The organism is Luteibacter sp., assembly GCF_036500425.1.
Taxonomy (GTDB): domain Bacteria; phylum Pseudomonadota; class Gammaproteobacteria; order Xanthomonadales; family Rhodanobacteraceae; genus Luteibacter.
The window spans coordinates 11,704-30,320 of sequence record NZ_DASYCB010000005.1; the positions used below are offsets into that span (position 1 = coordinate 11,704).

Annotated in this window: 13 protein-coding genes; 10 read left to right on the forward strand and 3 right to left on the reverse strand. The window is 65.2% G+C overall.

Annotated elements, in window-relative coordinates; genetic code table 11:
- Nucleotides 1-58: 58 nt before the first annotated feature.
- The 5 genes from VGN46_RS01320 to VGN46_RS01340 all read left to right on the forward strand — a co-directional run bounded on the left by VGN46_RS01320 (nt 59) and on the right by VGN46_RS01340 (nt 9,760).
- Nucleotides 59-2,632 (forward strand): TonB-dependent receptor, encoded by a 2,574-nt coding sequence (locus tag VGN46_RS01320; RefSeq protein ID WP_414675196.1) that lies wholly within the window; start codon nt 59-61, stop codon nt 2,630-2,632.
- Nucleotides 2,632-5,262 carry a beta-mannosidase gene (locus tag VGN46_RS01325; RefSeq protein ID WP_331639797.1) on the forward strand — a complete coding sequence of 877 codons (2,631 nt, stop codon included), beginning with the start codon at nt 2,632-2,634 and terminating at the stop codon, nt 5,260-5,262. The genes VGN46_RS01320 and VGN46_RS01325 overlap by 1 nt, the downstream gene beginning before the upstream one ends.
- Nucleotides 5,263-5,315: 53 nt before the next feature.
- Nucleotides 5,316-6,695: a glycoside hydrolase family 125 protein gene (locus VGN46_RS01330; protein ID WP_331639913.1), complete on the forward strand. Its 1,380-nt coding sequence runs from the start codon at nt 5,316-5,318 to the stop codon at nt 6,693-6,695.
- 27 nt (nt 6,696-6,722) lie between these two features.
- Nucleotides 6,723-9,158, forward strand: a complete 2,436-nt coding sequence (locus tag VGN46_RS01335; RefSeq protein WP_331639799.1) for a GH92 family glycosyl hydrolase — start codon at nt 6,723-6,725, stop codon at nt 9,156-9,158.
- Between the two features lie 176 nt (nt 9,159-9,334).
- Entirely contained in the window at nt 9,335-9,760 is a 426-nt protein-coding gene (locus VGN46_RS01340) for a hypothetical protein (RefSeq protein WP_331639801.1), read from the forward strand.
- On the opposite strand, the gene VGN46_RS01345 is transcribed toward VGN46_RS01340, so the two are convergent.
- Nucleotides 9,761-9,967, reverse strand: coding sequence for a hypothetical protein (locus VGN46_RS01345; protein ID WP_331639803.1), 207 nt, complete (start codon nt 9,965-9,967; stop codon nt 9,761-9,763). It lies immediately after the preceding gene.
- 153 nt (nt 9,968-10,120) lie between these two features.
- On the opposite strand from VGN46_RS01345, the gene VGN46_RS01350 reads away from it, so the two are divergent.
- Nucleotides 10,121-11,041 (forward strand): PAS domain-containing protein, encoded by a 921-nt coding sequence (locus VGN46_RS01350; protein WP_331639805.1) that lies wholly within the window; start codon nt 10,121-10,123, stop codon nt 11,039-11,041.
- Between the two features lie 134 nt (nt 11,042-11,175).
- Complete coding sequence (locus VGN46_RS01355; protein WP_331639808.1) at nt 11,176-12,387, forward strand: hypothetical protein; 1,212 nt, start codon at nt 11,176-11,178, stop codon at nt 12,385-12,387.
- A gap of 3 nt (nt 12,388-12,390) precedes the next feature.
- Here VGN46_RS01355 and VGN46_RS01360 read toward each other — a convergent pair whose 3' ends face one another.
- Nucleotides 12,391-13,062, reverse strand: coding sequence for a TetR/AcrR family transcriptional regulator (locus VGN46_RS01360; protein ID WP_331639811.1), 672 nt, complete (start codon nt 13,060-13,062; stop codon nt 12,391-12,393).
- A 200-nt stretch (nt 13,063-13,262) separates the two neighbouring features.
- Between VGN46_RS01360 and VGN46_RS01365 the strand changes: the two genes are divergently transcribed.
- The 3 genes from VGN46_RS01365 to VGN46_RS01375 are packed head-to-tail and all read left to right on the forward strand — an operon-like array spanning nt 13,263 to nt 17,411.
- Entirely contained in the window at nt 13,263-14,705 is a 1,443-nt protein-coding gene (locus VGN46_RS01365) for an efflux transporter outer membrane subunit (protein ID WP_331639815.1), read from the forward strand.
- Nucleotides 14,702-15,877, forward strand: a complete 1,176-nt coding sequence (locus VGN46_RS01370; protein WP_331639818.1) for an HlyD family secretion protein — start codon at nt 14,702-14,704, stop codon at nt 15,875-15,877. The genes VGN46_RS01365 and VGN46_RS01370 overlap by 4 nt, the downstream gene beginning before the upstream one ends.
- A gap of 4 nt (nt 15,878-15,881) precedes the next feature.
- Complete coding sequence (locus tag VGN46_RS01375) at nt 15,882-17,411, forward strand: DHA2 family efflux MFS transporter permease subunit (RefSeq protein ID WP_331639820.1); 1,530 nt, start codon at nt 15,882-15,884, stop codon at nt 17,409-17,411.
- A gap of 70 nt (nt 17,412-17,481) precedes the next feature.
- Here the strand turns inward: VGN46_RS01375 and cfa are convergent, their stop codons facing one another.
- Entirely contained in the window at nt 17,482-18,606 is a 1,125-nt protein-coding gene (gene cfa, locus VGN46_RS01380; protein ID WP_331639822.1) for a cyclopropane fatty acyl phospholipid synthase, read from the reverse strand.
- Nucleotides 18,607-18,617 lie beyond the last annotated feature (11 nt).

Below are 18,617 nucleotides of genomic sequence, written 5' to 3' on the forward strand. Positions count from 1 at the left end.
CCGTATCAGCGCGCTTTCCCTCGCCATCCTGACCGGGCTGTTTGCCTCGGGCAGCGTGATGGCGCAGGACGCGGCCGCGGCGACCCCGCCGGCCAAGACCACCAAGAAGGCCGACCAGGCCGCCACCGGCGCGAACACGCAGGACGCCGCCGACCTGCAGGGCATCACCGTCACCGGTATCCGTGCCTCGCTGCAGAAGTCGCTCGACCTCAAGCGCAATTCCGATTCCATCGTCGATGCCATCTCGGCCGAAGACGTGGGCAAGTTCCCGGACACCAACGTCGCCGAGTCCCTGTCGCACCTGCCGGGCCTGTCGGTCGACCGTAACTTCGGCGAAGGCGACAAGGTCAGCATCCTGGGCACCGACCCGGCGCTGAACCGCCTGATGCTCAACGGCCAGACCGTGGCCTCGACCAACTGGACCTCGGATCCGAACAACCCGGATAGCCGCTCGTTCAACTACAGCCTGCTGGCCTCGGAAATCATCGGTAACGCCCAGGTCTACAAGACCCCGCAGGCGAACATCGACGAAGGCTCGATCGGCGGCACGGTCATCGTAAACACCCGTCGTCCGCTGGACCTGCCGGCGAACACGCTGACCGGCAGCGTTAGCTACGGCTATAACGACAACGCCGACAAGGGCAAGCCGAACGCTTCCGTGCTGTACAGCTGGAAGAACAAGGACAGCACCTTTGGCGTCATCGGCTCGCTGATGCACTCCGACCGCATCATCGACCGCCAGGGCACCGAGATCTTCGGTTACCAGCGCGTCAACGATCCGACCGATACCAACCCGGATCACCAGTTCAACCCGAACGTCGTGTCGCCCAACCAGCAGGGTGTCTACCCGACCGCGGTCAACACCGCGTGGTTCCAGCAGCGCCGTACGCGTGATGGCGTGTCGACCGGCCTGCAGTGGAAGCCGAACGAAGCGTTCGAGCTGAACTTCACCGGCCTGTACGTCACCGAGAAGTTCAACAACTTCAACCAGAGCCACTACGGCGAATGGTCGGGTTCGGCCGCCAACGCCACCGCGCTCGGCTTCAACAACGGCGTGGCCACCAGCGGCAGCTACAACGCCAACACCAGCACCTACCTCGACGGCTACGAGCGCGACTCGACCGTGAACACCGGTGTCGCCCAGCTGCGTGCGGACTGGTTCGGTGATGGCTGGACCGCATCGTCGCAGGTCGGTTACACCGGCTCGACCGGTGGTTCGGACGGCATCTACAACATGCAGTTCCAGGGCTTCGGTGGTTTCAACTACAACCTCGATGGCCAGCACCCGCAGATCAACTACAACGCCGGTGACAACCCCTCGGCGATGCTGGCCCACGGCGCTGGCTACAGCTACGCGCCGAGCTATGACCGCGAGCGCTATTTCCAGGCGGACTTCGCGCACGACGTGGCCTGGGGCCCGCTGAACCAGATCGAAGTCGGCATCAAGGCCACCAACCACCTCGATGGCCAGGATGGTTACCAGGGCGCGCTGCCGTCGCAGGACGGCAATGGCCTCTCGCTGGCGAACTTCGCGAACGGCGGCACGCCGAGCGGCTTCCTCAACGGTCTGAACTCGGCCGGCAACATGGGTGACTGGACGACGATCGATCCGGGCCTGATGAAGGCGTACATCCAGAGCCTGAAGAACGGCACCGTTTCGCTCGACCCGAAGGCCACCTACAGCGTCGCTGAGCAGAATCGCGCGTTCTACATCCAGGGTGATTTCGCTGGCGACGACTATCGCGGCAACCTCGGCGTGCGTTACTTCCGCACCCGCGATACGGTGAATGGCTACCAGTTCGTCGGTAACAACCAGTACGACCCGGTGAACAAGCGCAGCACGTACCATGACTGGCTGCCGTCGTTCAACATCGCCTACGACGCGACCGATAGCGTGACCCTGCGCTTCGCCGCGGCCAAGACGATCGCCCGCCCGCGTTACCAGCAGATGACCCCGTACGTGGCGCTGGATGACCGTACGCTCACCGGTTCGCGTGGCAACACCGATCTCAGCCCGTACAAGTCGACCAACTACGACGCCTCGGCCGAGTGGTACTTCTCGGAAAACAGCGTGGTCGCCGCGGAGTTCTTCTTCCGCCGCATCTCGGGCTACATCCTCAACACGAACGTGGCCGAGACCCACTACAACCTGACCAACCAGCGTGATGACCTGTACCAGATGCAGGTGCCGATCAACGCGGGCGTGGCCAAGGTGAAGGGCCTGGCGCTGAGCTACCAGCAGAACTTCGGCTATGGCTTCGGCATGCTGGCGAACTACACGTACTCCGACGCGGATACGAGCAACGACTTCCCGCTGCCGTACAACTCGAAGAACTCGTTCAATCTCTCGCCGTTCTACGAGAAGGGCCCGCTGAGCGCCCGCGTGACGTACAGCTGGCGCTCGTCGTACTTCACGTCGATCGCCCAGTTGCAGTCGCAGCAGATCACGGGCATCTTCCGTGAACTGGATGCGTCGATCGGTTACCAGATCAACGACCACATTCGCGTATCACTGGATGGGACCAATCTGTTGAACGAAACCTACTTCGTCTACGACAACACCCCGGCCGAGCCGCTCAATGCCTACAAGAACGGTCGCACCTACACCGTGACCCTGGGCTTCAAGCTGTGATGCGCCGCGCGTCGCTGGCCCTGGCCCTCCTGCTCGCCGCGGGAGCGGCCAGTGCCGCGACGCCAGCGGAGAAAGGTCTCTCCGTTGGCTGGCGGTTCCGCCTTGCCCCTGGGGCAGCGGGCAGCGACGTGCACCCTGATGTGAAGGACTGGCAGCCGGCCACCGTGCCGGGTGTCGTCCAGACCGATCTGCTCGCGCTGGGACGGGTGCAAGACCCGTTCTGGCGTGACAACGAGGCCAGCCTCCAGTGGATCGGGCTGGCCGACTGGGATTACCACCTCGACTTCGACGTGGACGCGGCCATGCTGGCACGCGGTCACGTCGAACTCGTTTTTGACGGCCTCGATACCTTTGCGGACGTGAGCCTCAACGGGAAGAAGGTGCTCAGCGCGGACAACATGTTCCGCCAGTGGCGCCTGCCCGCGAAAACCGCCCTGAAGCAGGGCAAGAACACCCTGGATGTCCGTTTCGCTTCGCCGGTGGGCAAACTCCTGCCATGGCTGATGAAACAGCCGTACTCGCTCCCGGGCGAGTTCGATTCCTCGTTCGGCGACGAGCCGAAGGGCAAGCAGACCTCCAACTACGTACGCAAGGCCAATTACCAGTACGGCTGGGACTGGGGTCCGCGTTACCTCACCGCCGGTATCTGGCAGCCGGTGCGCCTGGAAGCGTGGGACGACCTGCGCCTCGCTGACTTCCATGTCGCGCAGGACCATGTCGACGCCGACAGTGCCGCGCTACAAGCCCAGTTCGACGTGCGCGCCGACAAGGCGGGCGCCGCCCAGCTGAAGGTCGAATGGACCGCGCCGGATGGGACGAAGGGCCACGAAGAACGCAGCGTCACGCTGGCCAAGGGCGAGAACCACGTCGCCGTGCCGGTGACCATCGCGCACCCGCAGCGCTGGTGGCCCGTGGGTTATGGCGACGCGAACCTCTACCACTTCCATGCCGATGTCGCCGCGAATGGCACGCCGGTCGCGTCCGCCGACAAGGACACCGGGCTGCGTAGCGTCGAACTGCGCCGCGAGAAGGATCAGTGGGGCAGGGGCTTCGCCTTTGTCGTCAATGGCGTGCCCATCTTCGCGAAGGGCGCCAACCTGATTCCGTTCGATAGCTTCCCCACCCGTGTTACCACGGCGAAAATGGAAGCGATCCTGCAATCCGCCCGCGACGCCAACATGAACATGTTGCGCATGTGGGGCGGCGGCACCTACCAGCCCGATGCCTTCTACGCCCTGGCTGACCGCATGGGCATCATGGTCTGGCAGGACTTCATGTACGGCGGCGCGATCACCCCGTACGACAAGGCCTTCCACGAGAATGCCCGCGTCGAGGCGATCGAGCAGGTCACCCGCCTGCGTGATCATCCGTCTATCGTGCTGTGGGCGGGTAACAATGAGGTGCAGACCGGCTGGGATGACTGGCCGGATCGCCAGGACTTCCGCAAGTTCGTCAACGCCGACGAGGTGAAGAAGATCGACGACGGCATGCGCGAGCTGTTCGGCAAGACCCTTCGCGGTATCGTGAAGGATCTCTCGCCCGGCGTGCCGTATTGGGCCAGCTCGCCCAGCACCGATTTCGATGGCCCGGCCAACGTCGAGAACGACGGTGACTTCCATTACTGGAAGGTCTGGTCCGGCTCCGAACCGATCGACCATTACCTGGACATGACCCCGCGCTTCCAGTCCGAGTACGGCCTGCAGTCGTTCCCGGTCATGGCCACGATCAAGGCCTTCGCCGAGGCCGGCGACATGCAGCCGGAATCGAAGGTGATGCGCGCCCACCAGAAGTTCGCCAACGGTGATGGCAACCAGCGCCTGCTGCTCTATATTCGCGCCGGTTACGGCGAGCCGAAGGACTTCCCGTCGTTCGTCTACCTGAGCCAGGTGATGCAGGCTGAAGGCATCGAGCTGGCCGCCGAGCACCTGCGCAGCGCCCGTCCGCGCAGCATGGGCTCGCTGTACTGGCAGCTCAACGATGTGTGGCCGGGCGCGTCCTGGGCCAGCGTCGATTACTTCAACCGCTGGAAGGCACTGCAGTTCCATGCCAAGCGTTTCTATGCGCCGGTGGATGTCGTGCCGATCCGGCGCGATGGACACACCGAGGTGTTCGCTGTTTCGGACCGCGTGAAGGATTTCGACGCCACGTTGCGCACACGTGTGTATGCGATGGATGGCAAGCTACTGCGCGACAGCAGCCAGCCGGTGAAGGCTGCCGCACTGTCTAGCACCCCGGTGCTCAAGGCGGACGACGCGGCGCTGCTGAAGGGCGCTGACCCGAAGCACACCGTGGTGGCCTTCGACCTGATGGAAGGTGGCGCCTCCGTTGCCCGTCACCTGCTGTACTTCGGCGCGGCAAAAGACATCGCGTTGCCGGCGAAGCCCGAGCTTTCGACCAGCGTGCGTGAAACCGCCGATGGCCTGGTTATCACCGTCACCGCGAAGCGCATGGCGCGTGCCGTGTGGGTCGATACCGGCGACCTCGACGTGCGCCTTGCCGACAATGCGTTCGACCTGTTGCCCGGCGAGAGCCGCGACATCGCCGTCAAGGGTAAGGTGGATGTCGCAAGCCTTCGCCATGCCTTGACCGTTATGTCGCTGGTCGATGCTCTTAAGGAGACCCATCCGTGAACCCGAGTCGCCGTAACGTCATCAAGTGGCTGTCCCTCGCGCCGAGCGTCGCGATGGTCGGCGGCATCAGCACCGCGGCGTTCGCTGCATCGCGCTTCGAGAGCAAGCGTCCACCGGTGGGCAAGCGCAAGTTCACCAGCGAGGCGGTGGAGAAGCTGATCGTCTCCACGAAGAAGAAGATCGCTGATCCCGAGCTGGCCTGGTTGTTCGAGAACTGCTTCCCGAACACGCTGGATACCACGGTGGAAGTCGGCAAGCTCGATGGCTACGAAGACACCTTCGTACTTACGGGCGACATCAATGCGATGTGGCTGCGCGACTCCTCGGCCCAGGTGTGGCCGTACCTCCCGCTGGTCGCGAAGGATGAAGCCCTGCGCAAGTTGTTCCGCGGCCTGATCCGGCGCCAGGCGCGCTGCATCAGCATCGACCCGTATGCGAACGCGTTCATGCCCGATCCGCGCGGCAAGAGCAACATGGAGTGGGCGCAATCCGACCAGACCGACATGAAGCCGGGCGTCGCCGAGCGTAAATGGGAAATCGATTCGCTGTGCTACCCGGTGCGCCTCGCGCATGGGTACTGGCAGGCGACCGGTGACCGCGAACCGTTCGACGACAGCTGGCGCGCCGCGACGAGGTTGATTGTGAAGACCTTCCGCGAGCAGCAGCGCAAGGACAACCTGGGCCCGTACCACTTCCAGCGCCCGGCGCTGAATCCCACCGATAGCCAGATGCTTCACGGCTTCGGCCCCCCGGCCAAGCCGGTTGGCATGATCGTCCAGGAGTTCCGCCCGTCGGATGATGCGACCACGCTGCCGTTCAACATCCCCGGCAACCTGTTCGCGGTGGTGACCCTGCGCCGTCTCGCACAGATGCACGGCACGTTCTACGGCGACCAGGGCTTCGCCGCCGAGTGCAACGCGTTGGCGGATGAAGTCGCCGCCGCCGTCGAGCAACACGGTGTGATTCGCAACGGTCAGGATGAGTACTGGGCGTACGAGGTCGATGGCTACGGCAACCAGCTGTTCATGGACGACGCGAACGTCCCGAGCCTGCTCGCCCTGCCGTACCTGGAGACCACCGCCTACGACAAGCGCTACGCGCGTACCCGTGAACTGGTCTGGAGCGACAAGAATCCGTACTTCTTCAAGGGTACGGCCGGCGAGGGCATCGGTGGCCCCCACGAGGGCCTGCGTTACATCTGGCCGATGTCAATCATGATGAAGGCGTTCACCACCACCGACGTGGCGGAGCAGCGCGCCTGCCTGCACATGCTGAAGACCACCCACGGCGGTACGGGCTTCATGCATGAAGCATTCGACCAGGACGACCCGAAGAACTTCACCCGTTCGTGGTTCGCCTGGGCCAACACCTTGTTCGGCGAGCTGGTCGTCCACCTCGCTGAAAAAAATCCTGATTCACTGCGTCGGGTCTAAGAACCCCTTCGCCAGCCGGAGTTTTCCATGGTTACACGTCGACGTTTCTTGCAGGGCATGGCCGCCGCAACGGCTGTTGGTCAGCTCGGCACCCTCTCCGCGATGGCTGCGGGCGTCAAGCACGGTCTTGAAGCGCCAGGCACGGGTGGCGGCACCACCCTGGATGGCGTCCTGCGTTACGTCGACGTCTTTGTCGGTACCGGAGGCCACGGCCACACCTACCCGGGTGCGACGCGGCCGTTCGGCATGGTCCAGCTCAGCCCCGATACCTATAACGCCCAGTGGGACGGCTCGTCCGGCTACCACCAGGGCGATGGCTCGATCATGGGCTTTTCGCACACCCACCTCTCGGGCACCGGCGCCGCCGACATGCTCGATTTCCTGGTGATGCCGAGCATGGGTAAGGTGCTGTTGCAGCCGGGCGATCGCGATTTTGACGGCGTGAACTACGTGTCGCGCTTCGACGCGACGAAGATCAGCGGTGAAAAGGCGCCGAAGGGCTACAAGACCGGGATCAAGGGCTACCGCTCGCACTACACGGGTGAGCAGGCTCACCCGGGTTACTACACCGCCCGACTGACCGAGCACGACATCCTGGCCGAGCTCACCGCGACCTTGCGCGCCGGCATGCACCGCTACACCTTCAACAAGGCGGGCGATGCGCATGTGCTGCTCGACCTGGCGCATGGCTATACCGATAACCCGAAGGAACCCTGCCGCGTGACCGACGGCGAGATCCGCGTGGTCGGCAACGACACCCTGGTCGGTGGCCGCCGCGTGTGGCAGTGGGCGTCGGGCCGCGTCATCTATTTCGCCATGAAGCTCTCGCGTCCCGCGGCATCGGTCACGCTGTACTCCGATGACAAGGCGCTCCCGGCCGGTACCACCGAAGCCAAGGGCAACAACCTCAAGGCCGCACTGCACCTGGATAAGGCCAACAGCGAACCGCTGCTGGTGAAGGTCGGCATCTCTGGCGTCGATATCGAGGGCGCCATGCGCAACCTCGACGGTGAAATGCCGGCGTGGGATTTCGACGGCATCCGTGCCGCGGCCGAAGCCGAGTGGAACACCGAACTGTCGAAGATCCAGGTCGATAGCAGCTCGGACAAGATCAAGCGTACCTTCTACAGCTCGCTGTACCACACCATGCTCGCGCCGACCGTCTTCAGCGATATCGATGGCCGCTACCGTGGCATGGACAAGGCGGTGCATAACCTGCCGGAAGGCCGCCACAACTACAGCACCTACTCGCTGTGGGACACCTACCGCGCGGCGCATCCGCTCTACACGCTGTACCAGCCGGATCGCGTACCCGACCTCGTCGATGGCATCGTCCGTCTTGCTGTGGAGAGCCCGAGTGGCGCACCGGTGTGGCCGCTGCAGGGCATCGAAACGGTCTGCATGATCGGCTACCACTCCGCCGTGGTCGTCGCCGAGGCCCAGGCCAAGGGCTTCACCGGCATCGACTACCAAAAGGGCTGGCCGGTGTTCCGTCGCCGCGCCATGCAGGACGACTACTTTGGCCTCCCGGCGTACCGCGCGAAGGGTTACATCCCCAGCGACAAGGAAGGCGAAGCAGTCAGCAAGACCCTCGAATACGCGTACGACGACTGGGCCGTGGCGAGCATGGCCGAGCACCTCGGTCACGCCGACGAGGCGAAGGCTCTGCGTGCGCGTTCGCAGAACTACCGCAACGTGTTCGACAAGGACACGCTGTTCATGCGCCCGAAGGGCGATGACGGGCAGTGGCTGCAGCCGTTCGACCCGATCCAGATCGGCCACTCGAGCAAGTGGCGCGACTTCACTGAATCGAACGCCTGGCAGGCCACGTTCCTGAACCAGCACGACCTGTACAACTACATGGACCTGTTCGGCGGCGTGGATGGCTTCGAGAAGAAGCTCGATGCGTTGTTCAACGCCGATCCGAAACTGCCGGACAACGCGCCGCCGGATATTGCTGGCATGGTGGGTCAATGCGCGTTCGGCAACGAGCCGTGCCATCACATGCCGTACCTGTACGCGTACACCGGCTCGCACCACAAGACGGCCGCCAAGGTCCGCCTGATGCTCGACACCATGTACCTGCCGGAGCCGGATGGCCTGCCGGGTAACGAAGACTGCGGCCAGATGAGCGCGTGGTACGTCATGAGCTCCATGGGCCTGTACGCGGTGGATCCGGTCAGCACGAACTACGTGTTCGGCAGCCCGATCCTCGATCGCGCCCAGGTCCACGTGGGCGGCGGCAAGGTGCTGACCATCGAGACCACCGGCAACGGCGACGGCAAGCCGTATATCCAGTCGGTGACCTGGAACGGCCAGCCGTGGACGAAGAGCTGGATCAGCCACAAGGACCTCGTTTCGGGCGGCACCCTGGTGTTCACCATGGGCGCCCAGCCGAACGAAGCCTTCGGCAAGGCCCCGGCCGACCGACCGCCGAGCTTCGGCGCGCAAGCCAAGGCCTGACCTCCCAGGCTCCGCCTCCACCGGGGCGGAGCCTGTGTAGGAGCGCGCTTGCGCGCGATAGGGGTTGCCGCAAGCACCCATCGCGCGTAAGCGCGCTCCTCCAACTTCACGGCGGGTAGACCCGCGCACGGACAACCTTCCCCTGCCGGGTGCGCCGGCCAGGGGAAGGAGCAGCCATGTCTTACGTCGGTCGCATGTATCTGCGCATGTTCATGCCGGGCCTGCTGGCATGGTGCACGGGCGCGGGAGGCGCGGCGGCCATGCGTGCCGCCCAGGCGTTCCCGGGTGAGCTGGGCAACCTTTCCCTGTATTCGCACCTGCCGAGCTGGCTGCTGGCCGCCGGCCTGTGCACGGGCGTCGCAATCATCGCGGTCCAGGCGCTGCGCGCCCGGTTGTGGGAGCGCGGCGCGCTGGCCTCGTGTTATGTGTGCGGGTGCCTGCTGGCCCCGGCGCGTACTGGGCGGGGTGGCTTAGGCCGGGTGCGGCCCTGCCTTGGCTGCGGCAAGGTCCACGGCGTGAACCACCACATGCCGGCCCACGTGGTGCCGCTACAGGTCGCGGTCACCGATGGCACGGGCCCGCAGGTTCGTAGCGCGCGTTGATCAGCGGACGTTGGTGACCGTGATGCGGTGGCCGACACGCTCGAGGAGCGTGCGTAACGCCTCCGCATCTTCTACGCTGGCGCCCTCGTCCAGGGACAGCCACAGGGTGTCACCGGACAGGCCATGCACCTTTTCGTTGAACGTGATCTCGACCGCGGCCTTGCCGTTCGGGTGGACGACGGAAACTTCAAAATTGCGTGCCTGCACGGCGTGGATTCCCCTGACGATCAATCGATTGCGTCCGGCAAGTTTAGCCGGGCCGTGACGAAAAAGGCGTGACGTAGGTTTCGCCCGGACTAAAGCCCGACCGTGGCCTTGCCGATAAACCTATTCGAATTGGATTGCAGGCAGGGCGCGTCGATGGGCATGGTTTTCTGGGGTGGGCGCGATGCCCGCCTGGCGCGATCGACACTCGCGGCACTAGGGCGCCGCTTCGCCGTGGCCGAACTCACCGCCGATGGCGCCGTTCGCTCCGCCAACAAGGCCTTCCTCGCCGTGCTTGGCGTGACAGCCGATGCCGCGGTCGGCCAGCCGTTCCAGGCCGTGTTTGCCGTGGACGATGCCGAGCACCTCTGGCGAGCCCTTGGTCGGGGCGAGGAAGTGGCTGACGTGGTGCGCGTGAAGGGTGCCGGCCAGGGTGGCTGGCTGCAGGCCGTCTATGTGCCGCGCATGGGGCGTGGCAACCGGCTCGACGCGATCACGGTTTACGGCGCGGACATCACCGCCGAGCGAGGCCGGGTGGCCGACGTTAGCGAGCGCCAGCAGACCACGGACGAGAGCCAGGGTGTCGTGGAGTTTTCACTCGACGGCATGATTCTCAACGCCAACTCGGCCTTCCTGAAGACCATGGGCTACCGGCTCGACGAGATCCAGGGCAAGCACCACAGCCTCTTCGTCGACGAGCGGGAAAGCCGTTCGGATGCCTATATCGGCTTCTGGCGACGGCTGCGCTCGGGCCTGCACGATGCAGGCCTCTATCGCCGGCTCGGCAAGGGTGATTGCGTCGTCTGGATCCAGGCCACGTATAACCCGATCTTCGATGCCGATGGCCGCCCGGTAAAGATCATGAAATACGCGGTAGAGAAGAATGCCGAGGGGTTGCAAATCGCTCCTGCGGCCGCGCCCGCCGCCACTCAGTCGGTCGTCATGCCCATCGCCGACCCGGGCGTGGCCCACGTGCTCGACATGCTCGATAGCGTCGCGGCGCGGGCGAATGCCCTGTCGATGGATGCCGCGATCGACGCCGCCCTGGCCGAGCAGCGCGGACAAGAAGACGCCTGAGCTTTCGCGTGCCTTTCGGCGCACGCTTGCAAAGCGCATAGGCCGCCTGTTCGGCTAGGCGTTTTCGGTGGCGTGCGCTGAGATAGGAGCACGAGGTCGCCAACGTGGCGGCTTCCTCCTGGCAGGGGAATTCCATGGGTGGCGTCGAAGCGGGCCGGATCCCGGCTATCGTGATGGGGCGTGGGCCAACCGCCCTCGGCATACTGCGCAGTCTCGTCCTTACCGGCATCCCGGCCTACGTCGCGTGCCCGCCCGACGACCTTGCTGCGCGCTCACGCTGGTACCGGCCGACCCCTGGAGTGCCGTGGGACGGCCGGCCGGGTCCGCAGGCGCTCGATGCCCTGCGTGCGATGCCGCTGCCGCATGCCGTGATCATCCCCGGTGCCGACGATGCCGCGATGTGGCTAGCCGACCTGCCGGCCAGTGAACTCGGTGCGCGGTTCGTCACCAGTACCTCATCGCGAACCGCGCAGGAACTGCTGCAGGACAAATCGGTCTTCGCTGGCTACCTTGCCGCCGCGCACGTTCCGCACCCGCGCACTTTCCAGCTGGGCAGCCTCGCCGATGTCGCCACGGTGCCCATGGCCCAGCTCGACCGCGTGTTCATCAAGCCGGTGAACTCGCAGCGTTTCAGTGATGTGGTGGGTGCGAAAGGCGTCTGGGTCAGCTCGCGCGAAGCGCTCCGCGATACCTGGGCACGTTTCCATGCGCAGGGTTTCTCCGTGATGGCACAGGAATACGTTCCGGGCCCAGCCTCGGGGCACTTTTTCATCGATGGTTTTCGCGATCGTCATGGCGCGTACGCCGGGCTGTTCGCGCGGCAACGCATGCGCATGTCGCCGCCTGATTTCGGCAACAGTTCCTGCTCGCGCGCCATTCCCCTCGATAGCGTGCCCGATGCAGTGCGCCATGTTCGGCGCGTCCTGGATGGCCTCGATTACCGCGGCATCTTCAGTGCCGAATTCAAGCACGATCCCCGCGATGGCGAGTACCGCATCATCGAGGTGAACACGCGGGCGTGGACCTACGTGGAATTCGCCGCGCGCCACGGTGTGAATGTGTGCGATATGGCCTGGCGCGATGCACAAGGGCTGCCGGTGCCGAGTGCGCCGCGCGATTACGCGGATGGCGGCTTGTGCGTCGACCTGTACCACGACATCGCCAGCGTGCGGCGCCAACGCGTACCTACGCTCGGCGTGATCGCGCAATGGTTGCGTGCGGACCTGCATGTATTCCGTGCGGATGACCCCAGGCCGGCGTTGCACGCCGTGGCCGGCATGTTCCGCAAGCGCTTTGGGCAGCATGCTCCCGATCCCGCGGGCGACGTGCGGGCAACGCGCGTCTAGCGTTCAGCGCGCGCCCGTAAACGCGCGCAGAAACGTCGTCACGGCATCGCGCACCCACTGCTGTTGCTGCACGGCGGAGGGCGGCGAGCCCGGGTGGGTCAGGCTTTGCATCTGCGCTTCGCTGCGTACCATGCCCACAAACAACGCCGCCGCCGCGTCGCGGCCGACGCCACCGAAATCCAGCGCTCCTTCAGCCAGCGCGGTATCCAGCACGCCGGACACAATGTCATTCATCGCACCCGGGCCTGTGACATAGAAACGCGCGGCCAGCTCGGGGAAGCGCGGTGCCTCGGCCACGATGAGGCGGTACATCGCCAGCACATCGGGCGATAACACCATGGCCAGATAGAAGGCGCCGATGGTGGTCAGCGTGCCCTTGAGGCTACCCGCGGGCAGTGCCACCGCGCGCACCTCGGCAACCAACCGTTCGCACTCCGATTCGACGACCGCGCGAAACAGGGCCTCCTTGTTGGGGTAGTGCGCGTACACCGTGGATTTCGACACGGCGGCCGCCTGCTGGATCATGTCGGTCGTGGCCGCGCCAAAGCCGTGATCCAGGAAGATGCGTCGCGCAGCTGCCAGCACCGTGAGGGCCTTCTCGGAGGTCGCAGGGCCAGGGGAGGGTGGGGGCGTTGGCTTTGCCATGGGGCCCGAGACGAGTGGACGATGGGCCATGCTAGCACTTGCAGGGTACCGTACCGATCGGTACGTCTTGTAAGGACACGTCCATCCCGCGCTGACAATAGCTGTACTGGGTAGTTTGACAATACCGTACCGCTCGGTTTAGTATGCGTGGCATTCGCTCTTCTCAGGCCACGGTCGTGCCACGTCTATCGTTTCGTAAACCGGATGCCCCCGCGCTTCGTGGCGGGGCAATGCGGCACGCGCCCGCGCTGGGCCTGCTTGCCCTTTCCCTCGCCCTGGCCGGATGCGCCGCTATCCCGCACCTGGGTCCGACCCCGGTGCCCAAGGCCGGCGAGACGCTGGCTAGCGAGCAGAGCTTCGCCGCGGCGCAGGGCGATTGGCCCAGCGATGCGTGGTGGCGCTCGTTCGCAGACCCGCAGCTCGACGCGTTGATGGGTGAAGCGCTGGCAGATGCGCCCTCGATGGCCCAGGCCCAGGCGCGCCTTCGTGCCGCACTGGCGCGTTCCGACGCCGACCGGGCGGCGTTGCTGCCCAGCGTGACCGGCAATGGCTCGGTGAATCACGAAAAGTTGAGCTACAACGGAATCATTCCTTCAACCGCGGTCCCGCATGGGACGAACGATCTCGCCCAGACCACGCTGGACTTCAGCTGGGAACTCGACTTCTGGGGCAAGAACCGTTCCGCGCTGCGCGCCGCGGTCTCCGACACCTGGGCCGCCGATGCCGACGCCGCCGGTGCGCGCCTCCTGCTGACCACCTCGGTCGCGGAAGCCTACGTCCAGTTTGCCTACCTGCTCGACGTGCACGATGTCGCCACGGCCACCTTGCACAACCGCGAGGAGGCCGCGCGCCTGACCCAGCAGCGCCTGGGCCAGGGCCTCGATTCACAGCTCTCGGTCGAGGAGGCCGCAGCGCGGGTGAGTCTTGCACGGGCACGGCTGGCCGAAGTCGACGAGCGTGTCGCACTGACTCGCAACGCGATCGCCGCGTTGCTCGGCAAAGGCCCCGATCGTGGCCTCTCGCTCGCGCGGCCGACGCTGCCGGCGCAGCAGGCGCCCGGGCTTCCTGCCAACCTCGGTGCTGATCTGCTCGGCCACAAGCCCGAGGTCATGGCTGCGCGCTGGCGCGTGGAGGCGGCAGCGAAGCGCATCGGCGTGGCGCGTGCAGCCTTTTATCCTGACGTGAACCTCGTCGGCTTCATTGGCTTCCAGTCGCTCGGCCTTAACCGGCTGACCGATGCGGGGTCCGGCATCAGCGGTATCGGCCCGGCGATTCACCTGCCGATCTTCGAAGGCGGCCGTTTGCGTGCGAACTACCGAGGCGCCCGCGCGGATTACGACCTCGCCGTCGCCACCTATGACGAAGCCTTGACCCAGGCGCTGCACGAGACCGCCGACGCGGCACGTAGCCTCGACGCCCTTAAAGACCGGCAGGTCGCGCTCGATGAAGCGCAAACCCGCAGCGAAAAGGCTTACCGCCTTGCGAAGGCCCGCTACGAAGGCGGCCTCAGCGACTACCAGAGCGTGCTCACGGCCGAAGATCTGCTGCTGCAAACGCAGGTCGATGCCACGGCGATCCACATGCGCGCGTATGCACTGTCTATCGCCCTGACCAAGGCGCTCGGCGGCGGCTTCAACTCCCATCCCACGTTCCAGGCACAGGTGACACCATGAGCGACGGCCTCGCCCCCACGATTTCCACACCCGAGGCAGGGATGCCCGCGGCGGCGCGCGGCAAGCGCAAGCGCGCCTTTGCGATCCTTGGCGGCACCGTGGCGGTGCTCGCGATCGGCATCGGCGGCTGGCTGCTGTTTTTCGGCGGCCGCTCCGTATCCACGGATAACGCCTACACCAATGTCGAGGTAGCCCAGATCACGCCGCTGGTGAGTGGCCCCGTCAAGCAGGTCAGCGTGGTCGATACGACGGCGGTGCATGCGGGCGACGTCCTGGTCGTCCTCGACGATACCGATGCGCGGATCGCCGTTGCCCAGGCCGAGGCGGAACTCGACCGTGCGCGTCGCCAGGTCACGCAAGTCATGCGTAATGACATCAACCTGGCAGGGCAGGTCGACCTGCACGACGCGCAGGTGCGCGGCGCCGAGAGCGATGTGGCGAAAGCCCGCGCTACATTCGAGAAGGCGACGCTGGACGAAAAGCGCCGGCGCAATCTGGTCGATGGCGGCAGCGTCTCCGCGCAGGAACTCACCGATGCGCAGACCGCGCTGCGCGAGGCCACCGCTACGCTGCAACAAGCCGAGGCGAGTGTGAACGTCGCTCGTGCCGCGTTTGCCGCGGCGGGCGGTGCACGCCAGGCCAACGCCGCGCTGTTCAATGACAGCACCGTGGAAACCAACCCCGCGGTGCGGGCGGCAGCGGCGCACCTGCAGCAGGCACAGGTGAACCTCGAGCGCACCGTGCTGCGCGCGCCGATCGGTGGCATCGTCACCCAGCGCGCGGTGGATGTCGGCCAGCAGGTCCAGGCCGGCATGCGCCTGATGACCGTGGTGCCGATCGGCCGCATCTATGTCGACGCGAACTTCAAGGAAGTGCAGCTGGCGAAGGTGCAGCCGGGGCAGCACGTTCGCCTGACCTCCGATCTGTACGGCGACGATGTCGTCTACGACGGCCATGTCGAGGGTTTCGAAGGCGGCACCGGTTCCGCGCTGTCGATCATTCCCGCGCAGAACGCCACCGGTAACTGGATCAAGGTCGTGCAGCGCTTGCCGGTCCGCGTCCGCCTTGAACCGGAGCAGCTTGCGAAGCACCCGTTGCGCGTGGGGTTGTCGATGGATGTCACGGTCGACCTCACCTCGTCCAGTGCGAGCAATGCCCAGGCGCGGGAGTAAGCCCATGTCATCCTCCGGCTTCCCGCCACTCAGCGGCGCGAAACTTGTCCTCGCCGCGATCGTGTTGTCGTTGGGCAATTTCATCGTGGTGCTGGATACGACGATCACCAACGTCTCCATGCCTACGATCTCCGGCTACCTCGGCGTATCGACCACCGAAGGCACCTGGATCATCACCGCGTATGCCGTGGCCGAGGCGATCACCGTGCCACTGAGCGGCTGGCTGGTCCGCCAGTTTGGCCAGGTCCGGGTGTTCCTCACCTCGGTCGTCCTGTTCGTCGTGTTCTCCGTGGCCTGTGGCCTGTCGTGGTCGCTGGGTAGCCTGACCGTGTTCCGCGTGCTGCAAGGACTGGCGGGTGGTCCGTTGATCCCGTTGTCATCGACGCTGCTGCTCTCGGTGTTTCCAAAGCAGAAGGCGCATATTGCGCTGGCGCTGTGGGGCATGATGACAGTGGTGGCACCGATCATCGGCCCGATCCTGGGTGGCCTGATCTCCGATAACTGGAGCTGGCAGTGGGTGTTCTACATCAACATCGGCTTTGGCTTATTTGTCGGGCTGGGTACATGGCACGTCCTCAAGGGGCGTGAAACCACGGCGGTCCGTTCGCGCATCGATGGCGTGGGCTTGCTCTTGCTGGTCACCTTCGTCACCTCGTTCCAGGTGATGATCGACCAGGGTCGAGAACTCGACTGGTTCTCGTCGAACATCATCATTGGCTGCGCGGTCGCCGCCGCGTTGTCGCTGGCCTCGCTGATCATCTGGGAGCTGACCGACGCCAATCCGGTCATCGACCTGTCCGTATTCAAGTCGCGCAACTGGCTGGTGTCGACGCTGGGCATCAGCCTTATGTTTGGCATCTTCTTCGGCAACATCGTGCTCACGCCGCTGTGGTTGCAGACGCAGATGGGCTACACCGCGACATGGGCAGGCTACGCCACCGCGCCCATGGGCATCCTCGCCGTCATCAGTTCACCGATCATCGGCCGCTTGCTGCCCAAGGTGGATCCGCGCTGGTTAGTCACCTACGGCATGGGCGTGCTGGCGACCTCCTTCGCCATGCGTGCCCTGCTTACCTCGCAGGTGGGCTACGCGGCCGTCGCCATCCCCATGTTCGTGCTGGGTGCGGGCATTCCTGCCTGCGTCATCTCACTGACCTCGCTCGGCGTGTCCGAGCTCCCACCCGAGAAGATCGCCAACGGGGCTGGCTTGCAGAACTTCATCCGCGTGCTGTGCATGGCGTTCGGTTCGTCGCTGGTGCAGACCTATTGGGAACACATGTCCAAGTTCAACCGCGCGGAGCTGGTCACCGCGATGGATGAGCGGGCACCAGCGGCTGTGGTCGCGGCCGCCTCGCACGCAGGCATCAGTACGCCCAGTGCTACCGCGCTGTTCTCGAAGATGGTGGACGGCCAGGCGGTGATGCTCGCCACCAACGACTTCTACGAATGGGCGGTGCTGCTCATGCTGGCCACGATTGGCGTGGTCTGGTTCGCACGCAAACCGAAGGGCCCTGCACAGGTCGTCGCCCATTGAGTCACCGACCCCGGAGGATCACCCGGATGTCACACGCTTCGCCCCCTGGGCCGGGAGGTCGTTGTTTTGTCTACCGCGGTACGCGGATGCCGCCCGGCACGCCCTGCGGTGAGAGCGTGACCTGCCATAGCTGGTCGCGCCGGCTGCGGAACACGCCGGCCGAACAGCCCAGGTAGAACCGCCACATGCGCCGGAAGCGCTCGTCGTAGCGGGTGGAAAGCTCGGGCCACGCGGCGTCGAAGTTGGCTTGCCAGGCCAGCAGGGTGCGGTCGTAATCCGTGCCGAAGTTGTGCCAGTCCTCCACGACGAACAGGCCTTCCAGCGCGCTGGTCACCTGGGTCATCGCCGGGATGACCGAGTTGGGGAAGATGTATTTCTCGATCCACGGATCCGGGCGGCCTGCCGGGCCGTTGCTGCCGATGCAGTGCAGCAGGACCAGGCCATCGGGGCGTACGCAGCGGCGCGCCACCTCGAACCAGGGCCGGTAGTTCTTCCCGCCGACGTGTTCGAACATCCCGACCGAAAGCACGGCGTCGAAGCGTTCGTCGATCTCGTGGTAATCCTGCAGGCGGATCTCGATCGGCAGGCCGCGGCAAAGCTCGCGAGCGTATTCGGCCTGTTCCTTCGAGATGGTGATGCCTACGCCGCTGACGCCGTAGCGTTCGGCCGCGAACTTAAGCGCCTCGCCCCAGCCGCAGCCGATGTCGAGGATGCGCTGCCCGGGCACGAGTTGCAGCTTGCGGCAGATCAGGTCGAGCTTCGCCTCCTGGGCATCGTCGAGGTTCCACGCATCGGCCCAGTACCCGCACGAGTAGACGAGGCGCTTGCCCAGCATGTGCTCGAACAGGTCGTTGCCCAGGTCGTAGTGTTGGCGGCCCACCTCCCAGGCGTGGTCGCCGCGCTGCAGGTTGATGAAGCGGGCTTTCAGGTGCGCGAGCAGGGTATCCAGCGTGTGCAGGGAGTCATCGAGGTGCGAGGTGAGTACGCGGGCCATGAAGCCGGGCAGGTCAGGACAATCCCACCAGCCATCCATATAGGCCTCGCCCAGGCCGAGCGAGCCGTGGGCGAATATCCGGGCGTAGGTGCGTTCATCGTGGACCGTGAGGTCGGTCGCCCGCTGGCCGTTGATCGTGATACCTGCCTGTTCCAGCAGGCCTTGCGCACGTGCTTTCAGTGACGCTGTATCGTGGCTCATGGATGGTTCCG